At 63.1% G+C, this 14,729-nt stretch carries 12 protein-coding genes; 3 read left to right on the forward strand and 9 right to left on the reverse strand.

All coding sequences use genetic code 11. The annotated features are described in order from the left end of the window. Nucleotides 1-115 precede the first annotated feature (115 nt). The 3 genes from V1289_RS46980 to V1289_RS46990 all read left to right on the forward strand — a co-directional run bounded on the left by V1289_RS46980 (nucleotide 116) and on the right by V1289_RS46990 (nucleotide 4,260). Nucleotides 116-2,311 (forward strand): lytic transglycosylase domain-containing protein, encoded by a 2,196-nt coding sequence (locus tag V1289_RS46980; RefSeq protein ID WP_334406468.1) that lies wholly within the window; start codon nucleotides 116-118, stop codon nucleotides 2,309-2,311. Between the two features lie 216 nt (nucleotides 2,312-2,527). Beyond that, complete coding sequence (locus V1289_RS46985; RefSeq protein WP_334406470.1) at nucleotides 2,528-3,838, forward strand: adenylate/guanylate cyclase domain-containing protein; 1,311 nt, start codon at nucleotides 2,528-2,530, stop codon at nucleotides 3,836-3,838. Further along, nucleotides 3,835-4,260: a hypothetical protein gene (locus V1289_RS46990; protein WP_334406472.1), complete on the forward strand. Its 426-nt coding sequence runs from the start codon at nucleotides 3,835-3,837 to the stop codon at nucleotides 4,258-4,260. Before V1289_RS46985 ends, V1289_RS46990 begins: the two co-directional genes overlap by 4 nt. A gap of 126 nt (nucleotides 4,261-4,386) precedes the next feature. Here V1289_RS46990 and V1289_RS46995 read toward each other — a convergent pair whose 3' ends face one another. The 9 genes from V1289_RS46995 to pdhA form a co-directional block, all read right to left on the reverse strand. Then, the gene (locus V1289_RS46995) at nucleotides 4,387-5,646 is read right to left on the reverse strand and encodes a cytochrome P450 (protein WP_334406473.1); all 1,260 of its coding nucleotides are present in this window, start codon (nucleotides 5,644-5,646) and stop codon (nucleotides 4,387-4,389) included. Nucleotides 5,647-5,855: 209 nt separating this feature from the next. Further along, nucleotides 5,856-6,827: a tripartite tricarboxylate transporter substrate binding protein BugD gene (locus tag V1289_RS47000; protein ID WP_334406475.1), complete on the reverse strand. Its 972-nt coding sequence runs from the start codon at nucleotides 6,825-6,827 to the stop codon at nucleotides 5,856-5,858. Nucleotides 6,828-7,064: 237 nt separating this feature from the next. Further along, entirely contained in the window at nucleotides 7,065-8,306 is a 1,242-nt protein-coding gene (locus tag V1289_RS47005) for a threonine synthase (protein WP_334406477.1), read from the reverse strand. 176 nt (nucleotides 8,307-8,482) lie between these two features. Further along, entirely contained in the window at nucleotides 8,483-9,904 is a 1,422-nt protein-coding gene (lpdA, locus tag V1289_RS47010) for a dihydrolipoyl dehydrogenase (protein ID WP_334406478.1), read from the reverse strand. Nucleotides 9,905-10,047: 143 nt separating this feature from the next. Next, nucleotides 10,048-11,373 carry a pyruvate dehydrogenase complex dihydrolipoamide acetyltransferase gene (locus V1289_RS47015; protein ID WP_334406479.1) on the reverse strand — a complete coding sequence of 442 codons (1,326 nt, stop codon included), beginning with the start codon at nucleotides 11,371-11,373 and terminating at the stop codon, nucleotides 10,048-10,050. A gap of 93 nt (nucleotides 11,374-11,466) precedes the next feature. Then, nucleotides 11,467-11,919 carry a nucleoside deaminase gene (locus V1289_RS47020; RefSeq protein ID WP_334406481.1) on the reverse strand — a complete coding sequence of 151 codons (453 nt, stop codon included), beginning with the start codon at nucleotides 11,917-11,919 and terminating at the stop codon, nucleotides 11,467-11,469. A 17-nt stretch (nucleotides 11,920-11,936) separates the two neighbouring features. Further along, nucleotides 11,937-12,236, reverse strand: a complete 300-nt coding sequence (locus V1289_RS47025; RefSeq protein ID WP_334406483.1) for a DUF5076 domain-containing protein — start codon at nucleotides 12,234-12,236, stop codon at nucleotides 11,937-11,939. A gap of 3 nt (nucleotides 12,237-12,239) precedes the next feature. Beyond that, nucleotides 12,240-13,622, reverse strand: coding sequence for a pyruvate dehydrogenase complex E1 component subunit beta (locus tag V1289_RS47030; RefSeq protein WP_334406485.1), 1,383 nt, complete (start codon nucleotides 13,620-13,622; stop codon nucleotides 12,240-12,242). A gap of 29 nt (nucleotides 13,623-13,651) precedes the next feature. Continuing rightward, a complete protein-coding gene (gene pdhA / locus V1289_RS47035) occupies nucleotides 13,652-14,674 on the reverse strand; it encodes a pyruvate dehydrogenase (acetyl-transferring) E1 component subunit alpha (protein ID WP_309177148.1) in 1,023 nt (340 codons plus the stop codon). Nucleotides 14,675-14,729 lie beyond the last annotated feature (55 nt).

The raw sequence follows: 14,729 nt of genomic DNA on the forward strand, positions 1-14,729 counted from the left end.
TGCCCTAACGCGACAATTGCTTAACCGGCGATGTGCTACCTCTCGCATGGGGCTGGGCTCTACGCGTTGTGCGATCTATTGGTTTGTGACTGCTGCTTTGCAGGGGGACCATGGAATGAACCAGTGCTTGCGTTCGCTATCCTGTTTCCTCACCTTTGCCGCCCTCTCCGTGTTCTCGACGGATGCAGCCGCGCGGCCCAGCCATAAGCAGCAACACGCCAGGAAAACGCACGAAGCGAAGGAGGCTCGCCCCCATCGCCACGCGGCGCTTGGAAAACGCCGGCACGAACGGCATGCCGACGCAGCACGCAAGTCCAAGCAATCGAAGGATGAACCCGCTCGCAAGGAGGCCACCCCTCCGCTCTCGGGCGATCTTGCGCTGGTGAAGGAAGCCATCGATCTCGCGCGCAAGGCCAAGACCGACGAGGCGACCGCCACCAAAAACAGGATCACGGACCCGGCGGGGCAGAAACTGGTCGAGTGGTTCATCCTGCGCCACCCCGAGACGACGGCGAATTTCAACCGCTATGCGGCGTTCATCGCCGCCAATCCGGACTGGCCGAGTGCTGGGCTGCTGCGCCGACGGGCGGAGGCGCGGCTGTGGCAGGAGCGCAGCGATGCGGCGACGGTTCGCGGGTTTACCGGCGCCGCGCCGATCACCGCCAAGGGAAAATTCGCGCTGGCGCGGGTGCTATCAGCGGAAGGCGATCGCGAGGGCGCGGGCCGGCTGGTTCGCGACGCCTGGCGGTCGGAGGAATTGTCGGAGCGCGCCGAAGCCGAAGCGTACGAGACGTTCCGCGACCTGCTCACCCGCGACGACCACCGGGCGCGCATGGACATGCGCATCGGCGCCAAGGACCTCGCGGGCGCGCGGCGCGCCGCGCAGCACCTTGGCAGCGACGAGCTTGCGATCGTAAAGGCCTGTGCCGCGGTCAAGGGAAAATCGGACAAGGCGCTGAGCGCGCTCGACGATGTCGCGACCGAGGCGCGAGCCGATCTCGGCTACACGCTGTGCCGCATCCAGTGGATGCTCGCCCAGAACAAGATTGACGACGCGGCGCGGCTGATGCTGGCGGCGGCGCCGGAGACCATGGCGCAGCAGGAGACCGATCAATGGTGGCGCGAGCGGCGCTCGCTGGCCCGCAAGCTGCTCGATCAGGGCAAGTTCCAGACCGCCTACGACGTGATCCGTCCCGCCGCTGCGCCCGCCAATGAATACTACCGGGCCGACTACTACTTCATGTGCGGCTGGATCGCGTTGCGCTACCTCGACGATCCCGCCACGGCGGCAACTTATTTCGCGCAAATCGACGGCGGCCAGTCCAATCCGATCGTGCTGGCGCGCGCAAATTACTGGCGCGGGCGCGCCGCCGAAGCGCTCGGCGAAAAAGCTGCGATGCGCGAAAGCTATCAAGCGGCCGCACGCTACCCGACCGCCTATTACGGACAGCTCGCGCGCGCCAAGCTTGGCATCGAGCAGATTGAACTGCGTCCGCCCTCGCCCGCTCTCGCGTCGGCGGGCGCTCCGGCCACCCACGAACGGGTGCGCGCCGCCGATATGCTCTACGAGATCGGCGAGCGCGACGTCGTGCTGTATTTCGTCACCGATCTCGGCGAACAGAGTTTTGACGTCTCCGTGCTCGAAGCGCTCGGCGAGCTCACCGGCCGCCGCAACGATGCAGTCGCAATGCTGCAGGTCGGAAAATCAGCGCTTTCCCGCGGGCTGGCGCTCGACCATTACGCGTTCCCGACCATCGGGATTCCCAGGCACAGCCAGGTCGCTCCCGAAATCGAACGCAGCATCATCTATTCGGTGGCGCGCACCGAGAGCGCGTTCGACCAGCGCGACAAGTCGTCGGCCAATGCAGTCGGCCTGATGCAGGTGACGCCGGAAGCCGGACGCGATACCGCCAAACGCTTTGGCGTCAGCTATGACTGGGACCGGATGGTTTCCGATCCCGTCTACAACACGCAAATGGGCGCCGCCGAACTCTCTGCGCTGCTGAGCGAATACAAGGGCTGCCACATCATGACCTTCGCCGGCTACAATGCCGGCCGCGGCCGGGTCCGGGACTGGATCAAGGCCTACGGCGATCCCCGCGATCCCAAGGTGGATCCGGTCGACTGGGTCGAGCGCATTCCGCTCTCCGAGACGCGCAACTATGTCCAGCGCGTGATGGAGAATTTGCTGGTCTATCGCGTCCGATTTGACAGCGACGCAGCGGTGGCGGCGAAGAGCGACCAGCCCGTGGTCACGCACGAGGTCAACGCGGCACCGCTGCCGCCGGCCGCGGAGTCTGCCGGCCAGTGAAGTTGCGCAAGGTCCGTGAGGTGCCATACGCAGACTGATTGGCTCAACTCGAATTCGTCGCCGCTTTCGCGGCGCGAATGAAATCCCGTCCGGGTTGACCTGGATCAAGTCAGTTGACCGTTCCTGCCGGATGATGTCATCTGATGACCTTCCCGGCGGAGCAGAGACATTTCAAACACTCTCAGGCTTCAGAAACTGAAGACATTCTCCGGATCGATGATCAAGCGGTCGATCAGACGGCGGATCGTCGCCATCGCGGTCGGATTGATCGTCCTCATGGTGGCGACATCTGTCCTCTCGATGGTGATGGTTGGCCGGGTTGGCCATCTGCTCGATGAGCTGACGGCAAGGTATATTCCGGCCAACGCGCATCTGACGCGGATCAATATCCTGTCGCTCGAACGGGCTCTGGCGCTCCGCCGTATGGTGATCGCGAAGATGCAGGAGCCGCCCGACGAGATGGGCTACAAGCTTCACAAGCAGCTGTACGAAGAGAAGGACGCCGAAGTCGACAGCGAGGCGCAGGCCGCGCGCAAGCTCATCAATGCGATCATCGACGACACGAGTACGCCCTCGGACAACGCCGCACTGGCGCGCGTCGAGAGCCGGATCGACAGTCTAGTGAACGATAGCCGCCGTCATCTGAAGCAGGTATCGGGGCAGTTGCTCTCGGAACTCGATGCGCGGGATTTCGCGGCAGGCAGACGCAGCCTTGCCGGCGCCGACGCACTCCGCGACGAATTCAACGAGAAAATCGACGCCATTCGCACCGAGATGGTGAAGGTGAGCTATGGGGCAACCGCAACGATCAGGTCGCAGCAGACCCAGGCGGTCCTGATCTCGGCGATCGTGACGCTGCTTGCTGCCTTCGTGGGATTGATTTTCGCCAACCTGGTCAGTGGCGGCATCATTCGCTCCGTCCGGCAATTGCTCGAGGGTACGCGGGCGGTCGAGGCGGGTCACCTCGATCAATCCATCAGTGTGACGACGGGCGACGAAATCGGACAACTGGCGGCGGCATTCAACCGGATGGTGCTGCAACTGCGCGATAACCAGCGGGTCAGGGAAACCTTCGGCAAATACATCGATCCCCGCGTCGTGGAAGGGTTGATCGAGCGCCCGAACCTGACAGCGGCCGAAGGCCAGCGCCGGGTGATGACTGTGTTGTTCTGCGACCTGAAAGGCTTCACCAGCCTGAGCGAGGGCATGACGCCGCAAGGCCTGGTCAAGGTCATGAACCGCTACCTTTCAATCATGTCCGAACCGATCCGGACCAACCGGGGGATCATCGACAAGTATATCGGCGACGGCATCATGGCCTATTGGGGGCCTCCGTTCGTCGACGAGGCCGATCATGCCCGCTTTGGATGTATCGCCGCCCTGGAAATGATCGAACGTATCGCGACCTTGCGCCGGGAAATCCCCGAATTGCTGGGCGTACTTGGTACGCCCATGGAGACCTGCGATTTGAGGATCGCATTGCCACGGGGGAAGCGCTGGTCGGCAGTATCGGCTCCGATGTCATGATGAGCTATACCGTGATGGGCGACGTGGTGAATCTCGCCTCTCGCCTGGAGGGCGCCAACAAGGAGTATGGCACCCGCAATCTGGTTTCCGAGCGCACGGTCGCCGCGGCCGGTGACACCGTCGAAGTTCGAGAGATCGATCGGGTCATGGTAGCAGGTCACACCCATTCGGAAGTCATTTTTGAGATCCTTGGACGCAAGGGCGAGCTTACGCCGCAACAACTGACGTCACGGGACAGGTATCTGGAAGCCCTCGCCGCCTATCGCGAACAGCGATGGGATGATGCGCTTCGGGCGCTTGACGCGGCCCTCGAGGCCGGACCCGGCGACGGAGCGTCCATCGCCCTGCTCAAGCGCATCGGGAACCTCAAAGCAAGCCCGCCGCCCCAAAACTGGGACGGGTCGTGGCATATCGAAAAATAGTCGCCGATGCCGCTCTGAGCGTTCATTAGTCCACGCCCTCAATCCGCGTTGACGTTGGCGGCCTTGATCATCGGCCACCATTTAGCGATTTCGGCCTTCTGCCAATCAATCGCCCAACGCCTGCGGCTAAAGCTGATCGAGGGGCGCCATCTGCAAGCCCACGTCTCGATCCGGCTGCGTCCGGCCGGCCACCACAGGCAGGCGATCGATGGCTTTCAGACCGGGCCGCTTGCGCCAGGTGATCTCGGACGGATCGACCGCGAGCGTCAATTGCGGCCAGCGCTGGAACAGCGACTTCAGCGCGCACCGGCCTTCGATCCGCGCAAGCTGGTGGCCAAGGCAAAAATGGATTCCGGTGCCGAAGGCGATATGCCGGTTCGGCCTGCGCTGCAGGTCGAGCCGCTCCGGATGAGGATTTGCCTGCGGGTCCATATTGGCCGCCGCCAGCATGGCCATGACCTTCTCGCCCTTTTTCACCCTGACGCCGCCGAGGTCGACATCCCGGCGCACGTAGCGCGGTTTGGTGAATTGCACCGGCGTGATGAAACGCAGAAATTCCTCCACCGCCAGATCGACGCGGCTCCAATCCTGCTTGAGCCAGTCGCGCAGATCGGGATTCTTCAACAGCTCGTACACGGACCCGCTGATGAGGTGGGTGGTGGTTTCATGTCCGGCAAACAGCAACAGGAACACCATCGACACGATCTCGTCGCGGCTGATCTGTCCGCCGTCCTTCTCGACGCGCACGATCTCGGCGATCAGCCCTTGACCACCTTGCTGCCGAACGGTTTCGAGATGCCGCTCGATATAGCGCTTCATGGCCATCGCGTTCGGCACCATGGCGAGGAATCCGAGCGTGCCGGTGAAGCGGGTGAAGCCGCCGGCCCAGGCGGCGAATTTCGAACGGTCGGCCTGCGGCAGCCCGAGCAGCTCAGAGATCACCGACAGCGGCAGCTTGCGTGCATAGCGCTCGACGAGGTCGGCCGGGCTGCCTTCGGAAAACAGATCACCGGCGAGCCGGTCACCGATGACCCGAATGTGCGGTTCCATGTCGAGCACGGCGCGGCGGCGGAACGCCTCGTCGACGATATCGCGCAGCCGCTTGTGATCCGGCTCGTCCATCGACAGCATGCTGTTGGAAAGCGTGCGCACGATGCGCGGCATCCACCATTGCAGTCCGGCGACGGTGCCGTCCTCCTCGCGAATGGTGAAAATCGTGGTGTCCTTCAGCACCCGATCGGCCAGCGCCTCCGTCGTCGTCGCCCACACCGTGCCGAGGATCGGGAAGCGCACTTGCACGACCGGCCCCTGCGCGCGAAGCTTTTCGATCGCCGCGGCCGGATTGCGATAATAGTCCGGACTGCTGAAATCTGCCTGGAACGTCATGGCCGATACCCGCGTTGCACGCGGCCGCGCGTTGTTCCCACAAAGCCGCAGATGAATGCACGCCGCCGTTCGGCACTTCCAAGACGATTGCCGATCACCGGCGGCACCAGAAAGATGGGAGGTTCGTTCTGGTAATTCCAGATCAGGCCCGTGGCGCGCGTCCGCGGGTTCCATAGGGCGGCGTCGACGTCACCAGCATCTTGCGCCGCTTACTCCACCTTGACGTTGGCGGCCTTGATCATCGGCCACCATTTGGCGATCTCGGCCTTCTGCCAATTGCCCAGCGCCTCCGGCGACAGCTGATCGAGCGGCGTCATCTGCAAGCCCAGGTTCTCGAGCTGCTTGCGCACCGCCGGGTCGCTCAGCGCCTCGACCGCCGCCGCATTGAGTTTTGCCACGATCTCTTTCGGCGTGCCCTTCGGCACCCACAGCCCCGACCACAGCGTCATGTGGAAACCCGGCAGGCCTGCCTCGTCGACGGTCGGAATGTCCGCGGCCTGCTCCGCTCGCCTGGAGTCGGTGACAGCGTAACCGCGGATGGTACCGGCGCGCACCTGGTTGATGGAGTTGGACAGCTGATCGACAATGATATCGATCTGGCCGGCGACGAGGTCGTTCAGCGCCGGACCCGTGCCGCGATACGGCACATATTGCAGCTTGATGCCCGTTACGTTCTCAAAATACAGCCCGGCGATATGACTGCCCGAACCCGCGCCGGCCGTGCCGGCGGCCGCCGGAACCGGACGCGACTTCAGCCACTCCAAAAGCTCCTTCAGCGATTTCGCAGGCACCGCATTCTTGCTGACGATGATCATGGGATTGCTCGGCAACAGCACCACCGGCTCCAGATCGGCCACGAGATCGTAGCCGAGCTTGTAGATCGCGCCGTTGGCGACGTTGGTGCCGAGGTGGCCGAAACCGATGGTGTAACCGTCGGGGGCCGAACGGACGGTGCGGCCGACGCCGAGCGAGCCGCCCGCCCCGGTCACGTTCTCGATCAAAATCGTCTCGCCGAGCCGGAGCTTCATGCGCTCGGCCAGGATCCGCATCATGGCGTCGGATGGACCACCCGCCGAGAACGGCACGATGACGGTGATCGGATGCGACGGATAATTCTCCGCGGCGGCGGCGCCGCCCGAAAGCAGCAATGCTGCCAGTGCGGCAAGAATTGCTCTTCGCATTACACCCTCCTGTGCCGCATGGCGGCTACAAACACAGACCTCATCCTGAGAGGCTGTGAAGCTATCTCGGACCTCATCCTGAGGAGCGGCGTCTTCGCCGCGTCTCGAAGGATGGCCGCGAGTCCATTGTTGCGTCCATCCTTCGAGACGCTTGCTTCGCAAGCTCCTCAGGATGAGGTTTGTACTCTCCGTCATCCTTCGAGACGCGCGCAAGGCGCGCTCCTCAGGATGAGGATTTTACAGTTTCGCGTAGTCGATCGGCTGGAAACGATCGAGCGTACGCGTGACCGGCGGCAACGGATACTTAAGCCCTGTCGCGCAATTGAACAGCATCACGCGATCGTTTTTCGTCACCCGGCCGTCGGCGAGGCTCTGCTGGTAGGCGGCGTAGGTCGCAGCGCCTTCCGGACACAGCAGCAGGCCCTCCTCGCGCGCGACTTCGTTGAGCGCAGCAGAAATCTTCTCGTCGTCGACCGCAATCGCAAAACCCTTGCTCTCGCGGACCGCGCGCAGGATCAGAAAATCTCCGACCGCCTGCGGCACGCGGATGCCGGATGCAATGGTGTGGGCATCTTCCCAGCGCGGCGCGTGCTCGGTGCCTGCTTCAAAAGCGCGCACCATCGGCGCGCAGCCGGAGGCCTGCACTGCGACCATGCGCGGGCGCTTGGCGCCGATGAAGCCGATGGCCTCCAGTTCGGCGAACGCCTTCCACATCCCGATCAGACCGGTGCCGCCGCCGGTCGGATAGAAGATCACGTCGGGCACTTCCCAGCCGAGCTGTTCGGCGAGTTCCAGCCCCATCGTCTTTTTGCCCTCGATCCGGTACGGCTCCTTCAGGGTCGAGGTATCGAACCAGCCGGCCTTCGCCTTGCCCTCGCCGACGATCTTGCCGCAATCGTCGATCAGCCCGTTGACGCGATAGACGGTGGCGCCCTGCAGTTCGATCTCGCTGACATTCACTTCCGGGGTATCGGCCGGGCAGAAGATCGTGGTCTTGATGCCGCAGGAGGTCGCATAGGCCGCAAGTGCTGCACCCGCATTGCCGTTGGTCGGCATCGCCATGTGCCTGATGCCGAGCGCCTTGCCCATCGACACCGCCATGACCAGGCCGCGCGCCTTGAACGAGCCGGTCGGCAGCCGGCCTTCATCCTTCACAATGATCTCGCCGCCGCCAAGCTTCTTCGACAGTTTCGGCAGCCGGATCAGCGGCGTCGTCACTTCGCCGAGGCTGACGATGTCGGCGACCTTGCGCACCGGCAGCATCTCGCGGTAGCGCCACATGTCAGCCGGGCGCTGTGCCAGCGCGTCCTTGGTCAGCGCCTTCTTCACGCCGGCGAGGTCGTAGCGCACCAACAGCGGCTTGCCGGCCTTGGAGAGATTATGGACCTGGTCGGCGGGATAGTGATCGCCTTCCATCGCGCATTCGAGATGGGTCACGAACGTTGGGCGTTCGATTCGGAGATTGTCATTGTCTTTCACGGGGTGTGATCTCGGCTGTTAGAATGGGATGGCGACCTCATCCTGAGGAGCGCGCCCTAGCGCGCGTCTCGAAGGATGGCCGCGAGTCCCTGCGTTGCCCATCCTTCGAGACGCTTGCTTCGCAAGCTCCTCAGGATGAGGTTTGAGTATGTCGCTTCGACCTAACATTAGCAGGTCTAAATATTCAGCACGCGGCCATAGGCGTCCAGCACCGCTTCCTTCATCATCTCCGACAGCGTCGGATGCGGGAAGATGGTGTGCATCAGTTCCTCTTCCGTAGTCTCGAGATTCATCGCGACCACATAGCCCTGGATCAATTCCGTCACCTCGGCGCCGATCATGTGCGCGCCGAGCAACTGGCCGGTCTTCTTGTCGAAGATCACCTTGACCAGGCCCTGATCCTCGCCGAGCGCGATCGCCTTGCCGTTGCCGACGAACGGGAAGCGGCCGACGCGGATTTCGCGGCCGCCTTCCTTGGCGCTGGCTTCGGTGAGGCCCACTGAAGCGATCTGCGGGTTGCAATAGGTGCAGCCGGGAATGAGGTTCTTGTCGGTGGCATGCGGATGCAGGCCCTTGATGGCTTCGACGCAGACCACGCCTTCATGCTCGGCCTTGTGCGCCAGCATCGGCGGACCGGCGACGTCGCCGATGGCGTAGATGCCGGGGACATTGGTCTTGCCAAAACCGTCGATCACGACGCAGCCGCGGTCGGTCTTGACGCCGAGCTTCTCCAGCCCGAGATTTTCGATATTGCCGACGACGCCGACCGCCGAAATCACGCGCTCGAATTCGACCGTCTGCGGCGTGCCCTTGCCGTCGTCGATGGTGGCGACCACGCTGTCGCTCTTCTTCTCGAGTTTTGTGACTTTGGTGCCGGAGAGAATCTTGATGCCCTGCTTCTCAAAACGCTTGCGCGCTAACCCTGCGATCTCCGCGTCCTCGACGGGAAGGATCTGCGGCAGCACCTCGACCACGGTCACGTCGGAACCCATGGTGTGGAAGAACGACGCGAATTCGACGCCGATCGCACCTGACCCGACCACCAGCAGCGATTTCGGCATCTTCTCCGGCACCATCGCCTCGAAATAGGTCCAGACCAGTTTCTGGTCGGGCTCGAGGCCCGGCAGCACGCGCGGCCGCGCGCCGGTCGCGATGATGATGTGCTTGGCCTGATAGGCGCCCTCGCCGAGCGCGCCCTTCGGCGCTTCCACCGCGGATTTCTTCACCGTGACCTTGCCGGGCGCGTCGATCGAGGCGTCACCCCAGATGATCGAAACCTTGTTCTTCTTCATCAGGAAGCCGACGCCGTCATTGAGGCGTTTTGACACCCCGCGCGAGCGCTGCACCACGGCCTTGGGATCGTAGGAGATCTTCTCGGCCGAGAGCCCGTAATCCTTGGCGTGCTGCATGTAGTGAAAAATTTCCGCCGAGCGTAAGAGCGCCTTGGTCGGGATGCAGCCCCAGTTCAGGCAGATGCCGCCGAGGTAGGATTTTTCGACGATCGCGGTCTTGAAGCCAAGCTGCGCCGCCCGGATCGCGGTGACATAGCCGCCCGGACCGGAGCCGATGATGATGATGTCGAAGGATGTATCGGCCATTGGCTACTCGCTCGTTTTCATCGCGCGACCATCACGGTTTTTTCGTCATTGCGAGTAGCCCTTGCGACGAAGCAATCCACCTTGTCGCCGGTGAGATGGATTGCTTCGCTGCGCTCGCAACGACGGCATACGTCATGCGATGGTCACACCATCATCATGACGGGGTTTTCGATCAGCATCTTGAAGGCGCCGATCAATTCGGCGCCGAGCGCGCCGTCGACCGCACGGTGATCGCAGGAGAGCGTCACGCTCATGATGTGGGCGGCTTCGATCTTGCCGTTACGCACCACCGCGCGCTCCTCGCTGGTGCCGACCGCCAGGATCGTCGCGTGCGGCGGATTGATCACGGCCGTAAAGTCCTTGATGCCGTACATGCCGAGGTTGGACACCGCCGTGGTACCGCCCTGGTATTCTTCGGGCTTGAGTTTTCGCCCCCGCGCGCGGGTGGCAAAGTCCTTCATTTCGGCCGAGATCGTCGACAGCGACTTGGTTTCGGCCTTGCGGATGATCGGCGTGATCAGGCCGCCCGGCATCGCGACCGCGACGCCGATGTCGGAATGCTTGTGCTTGAGCATGCCGCTTTCGGTCCAGCTCACATTGCAATTGGGAATCCGCTGCAACGCGATCGCCATCGCCTTGATGACGAAATCGTTGACCGAGAGCTTGTAGAGCGGCTTCTTTTCCTTGTCCTTTGGCGCCGCGGCGTTGATCTCCTCGCGCGCGGCCAGGAGCTTGCCGATGTCGCAGTCCATCGTCAGATAGAAATGCGGAACGGTCTGCACCGATGCGGTGAGGCGCTGGGCGATCGTGCGCCGCATGCCGTCATGCGGGATCACCTCGTAGGAGCCGGGTTCGAACAGCGCGAGAATCTGCTTGTCCGACATTGACGGCGCGATCGCGGGTGCTGCGGCCGGGGCCTTGAGGCCCTTGCTCGATTTGGCGTCTTCGACGTCGCGCGCGACGATGCGGCCACGCGGGCCGGAGCCGTTGATGCGGCCGAGTTCGATGCCGGCTTCCCTGGCGAGACGGCGGGCGAGCGGCGAGGAGAAGATGCGGGCGTGGCCGTTGGCCTGCGGGGCCGGTGCCACCGCCTGAGGGGCTGGCGCCGGCGCAGCCGGTGCAGGTGCCGCAGCCATCGGCGCAGGTGCTGCGGCTGGTGCGGGCGCCGGTGCGGCAGCGGCTTTCGGCGGCGCTGCTGCCGCCGCTCCCGCCGCCTTCACGTCCTCGCCGTCGCCGGCCATCACCGCGATCACGTCATTGACCGCGACATCCTGGGTACCTTCCGGCACCAGGATTTTTGCGATCGTTCCCTCGTCGACGGCCTCGACTTCCATCGTCGCCTTGTCGGTCTCGATTTCCGCGATCACGTCGCCGGACTTGACCTTGTCGCCCTCTTTCTTGAGCCACTTGGCAAGGTTGCCCTTTTCCATCGTGGGCGACAGCGCAGGCATCAGAATGTTGATGGGCATACCGACCTCACAAACCTATTCATGCTTCCATCGACCGGGAAGCTAACCAAAACGTCTGGGCCTCGGAAAGGCCCGATGGAAGACCTGCGCGCGTCAATTGCCGATATCGCCTTGCCACAGCCGCTCGTTGGCCGGAACCGACCGCCATGATTTCATCATGTTGATCGACCGCTCGTCGTCGAGATCGATATAGGGAATCGCGAACTGGGTCAGGATGTCTTTGCTGCCGGGAAACGTCACGGACTCGCCGATGACGAGCAGCGACAGCTTGAACAGCCCGACCGCGCCCGCGCACATCGAGCACGGCGACAGCGTGGTGTACATGACGGTGTCATGAAACGAAATCAGTCCGGCATTGCGCAGGCAGGACATCTCGCCGTGCAGGATGACGTTCTTCTCCTGCACCCGGTTATTATGCCCGCGCGCGATGATCTTGTTGTCGCGCGTCAGCACGGCGCCGATCGGCAGCCCCCCTTGCGCGATGCTCTTCTCGGCCTCGCGTATGGCTTCGGCCATGAAGTCGAAATGATATTGTTCAATTGCCAAAGGACTGCCTGTTTCTCTCAGTGACCCTGCTGCGAGCGGAGCGCGGTGTCGCCCAAATCGGTCGGTCGCGCGATTTCGGCTTCGAACATGTCGACGATGCGTGTCAGCGCCTCGTCCTCGGTGTAACCGCTTTCGCGGGCATAGGCGCGCGCGGCATGGCGGGCGATGTCGACCAGAAGCAGGCCCCACATGTCCGGCTCCTCGAACGCGCGGGTGAAGGCGATCGACAGCCCGCCATCGACCACGAACGCGCGCAGCACCTCGATGGCATCATCGCGGCCCATGACGTCGGGCGGTAATAGCTGCTCCTTCGCCATGCGTCACCGATATGAGACGGCTTTGGCGGCTTCGACCACCTCGGCCACCGACGGCAATGCGAGCTTTTCGAGGTTCGCGGCATAGGGCATCGGCACGTCCTTGCCCGAGACGCGCTTAACCGGCGCGTCCAGATAGTCGAAGGCCTGCTCCATGATGCGGGCGGCAACTTCGGCGCCGACGCCGCTCTGCTGCCAGCCCTCCTCCACCGTCACCGCGCGGCCGGTCTTCTTGACCGACGCCACGATGGTGTCGGTGTCCATCGGACGCAGCGTGCGCAGATCGATCACCTCGGCCTCGATGCCTTCCTTCGCCAGTTCATCGGCGGCCTTGAGCGCGTAGCTCATGCCGTTCGACCACGAGATGATCGTCACGTGACCGCCAGAGCGAACGATCCGGGCCTTGCCGATCGGCACCACATAGTCGTCGAGCTTCGGCACCTCGCCGGTATGGCCGTACAGCATTTCGTTTTCGAGGAAGATCACCGGATTGGGATCGCGGATCGCGGCCTTCAGCAGGCCCTTGTAGTCGGCGGCCGAGAACGGCGCGACCACCTTGAGGCCGGGAACCTGCGAGTACCAGGCCGAGTAATCCTGGCTGTGCTGCGCAGCGACGCGCGACGCGGCGCCATTGGGTCCGCGGAACACGATCGAGCAGCCCATCTGTCCGCCGGACATGTACAGCGTCTTGGCTGCGGAGTTGATGATCTGGTCGATCGCCTGCATCGCGAAATTGAAGGTCATGAACTCGACGATCGGCTTCAGGCCCGACATCGCCGCACCGACGCCAATGCCGGCGAAGCCATGCTCGGTGATCGGCGTATCGATCACGCGTTTCGCGCCGAATTCCTGCAGCAATCCCTGACTGACTTTGTAGGCGCCCTGATATTCCGCGACCTCTTCGCCCATCAGGAACACGTCCGGATCGCGCCGCATCTCCTCGGCCATCGCGTCGCGCAACGCGTCGCGGATCGTCATCGTCACCATCTCGGTGCCAGCGGGGATTTCCGGATCGGGCTCGGCGGCGGCTGCCGGCGCGGATGGCGCTTTCTTTTCTTCCGATGGGGGAGCTTCGGCTTTTGCTTCAGCAGGCGGCGCGGCCGGCTTCGGCGGCGCGCTAACCTTGCCGAGGTCCGCCGCACTCTCGCCGTCAGCCAAAATGGTCGCGATCGGGGTGTTGACCGCGACGTCGGCGGTGCCTTCGGGGATCAATATCTTGCCGAGCGTACCCTCATCGGTCGCCTCGACTTCCATCGTTGCCTTGTCGGTTTCGATCTCGGCGATGACATCGCCCGACTTGATGGTCTCGCCTTCCTTCTTCAGCCACTTGGCAAGGTTGCCCTTTTCCATGGTGGGCGACAGCGCAGGCATCAGCACTTGAATGGGCATGGGAACTCCGAAATTAAACTTGCGCCTGCTCAGCGATAGATGTCGGTGTAAAGCTCGGATGCATCGGGTTCGGGATCGTGCTGGGCGAAATCCGCCGATGCATTGACGATCTCGCGCACCTCGGCGTCAATCGCCTTCAATTCCTGCTCGCTCATCTTGGCCGCCAGCAGCCGATTGCGAACCTGCTCGATCGGATCCTGGTCGTGGCGGATCTTTTCGACCTCTTCGCGGGTACGGTACTTCGCCGGATCCGACATCGAATGGCCGCGGTAGCGGTAGGTCTGCATTTCCAGGATGAAGGGCCCCTTGCCGGCGCGGCACCAGGCCACCGCCTCGTCGCCGGCCGCCTTCACCGCACGGACGTCCATGCCGTCGACCTGCTTGCCCGGAATGTTGAAGGAATCACCGCGCTTGGAGAAATCGGTCTGCGCCGACGAGCGCGTCACCGAGGTGCCCATCGCATAACGGTTGTTCTCGATCACGTAGATCACGGGCAGTTTCCACAGCTCCGCCATGTTGAAGCTTTCGTAGACCTGGCCCTGGTTGGAGGCGCCGTCGCCGAAATAGGCCAGGCTGACGAAATCATTGCCGCGATAGCGGTTGGCGAAGGCCAGACCGGTGCCAAGCGAGACCTGGGCGCCGACGATGCCGTGGCCGCCGTAAAAGTTCTTCTCCTTGCTGAACATGTGCATGGAGCCGCCCTTGCCCTTGGAATAGCCGCCATGGCGGCCGGTCAATTCGGCCATCACGCCCTTGGCTTCCATCCCGCAAGCCAGCATATGGCCGTGGTCGCGGTATCCGGTTATGACCTGATCGCCCTTCTTCAGGGCCATCTGCATCCCGACGACGACTGCCTCCTGGCCGATATAGAGATGGCAGAAGCCGCCGATCGCCCCCATGCCATAGAGTTGACCGGCCTTTTCCTCAAAGCGCCGGATCAGCAGCATGTCGCGCAGCGCGGTCAGTTCCTGCGCGCGGGTGAATTCCGGAGGGGAGCCGTGTGCCTTGTCCTGACCTGCTTCCTTCGCGACGCTTTTCTTTGGTGAGGCCATGGGCAATTCCAGATCAAAGAGGGACTGAACTCAAGCCCTCTCTAACCCAACTCAA

Source organism: Bradyrhizobium sp. AZCC 2289, from assembly GCF_036924615.1.
Taxonomy (GTDB): domain Bacteria; phylum Pseudomonadota; class Alphaproteobacteria; order Rhizobiales; family Xanthobacteraceae; genus Bradyrhizobium.

Bases quoted from the DNA above. Each gene is read 5' to 3' on its own strand.
- V1289_RS46995 (WP_334406473.1), bottom strand. From the start codon at position 5,646: ATGACGTTCCAGGCAGATTTCAGCAGTCCGGACTATTATCGCAATCCG.
- V1289_RS47015 (WP_334406479.1), bottom strand. From the start codon at position 11,373: ATGCCCATCAACATTCTGATGCCTGCGCTGTCGCCCACGATGGAAAAG.
- V1289_RS46985 (WP_334406470.1), top strand. From the start codon at position 2,528: ATGATCAAGCGGTCGATCAGACGGCGGATCGTCGCCATCGCGGTCGGA.
- pdhA (WP_309177148.1), bottom strand. From the start codon at position 14,674: ATGGCCTCACCAAAGAAAAGCGTCGCGAAGGAAGCAGGTCAGGACAAG.
- V1289_RS47030 (WP_334406485.1), bottom strand. From the start codon at position 13,622: ATGCCCATTCAAGTGCTGATGCCTGCGCTGTCGCCCACCATGGAAAAG.
- V1289_RS47000 (WP_334406475.1), bottom strand. From the start codon at position 6,827: ATGCGAAGAGCAATTCTTGCCGCACTGGCAGCATTGCTGCTTTCGGGC.
- lpdA (WP_334406478.1), bottom strand. From the start codon at position 9,904: ATGGCCGATACATCCTTCGACATCATCATCATCGGCTCCGGTCCGGGC.
- V1289_RS47025 (WP_334406483.1), bottom strand. From the start codon at position 12,236: ATGGCGAAGGAGCAGCTATTACCGCCCGACGTCATGGGCCGCGATGAT.
- V1289_RS46980 (WP_334406468.1), top strand. From the start codon at position 116: ATGAACCAGTGCTTGCGTTCGCTATCCTGTTTCCTCACCTTTGCCGCC.
- V1289_RS46990 (WP_334406472.1), top strand. From the start codon at position 3,835: ATGATGAGCTATACCGTGATGGGCGACGTGGTGAATCTCGCCTCTCGC.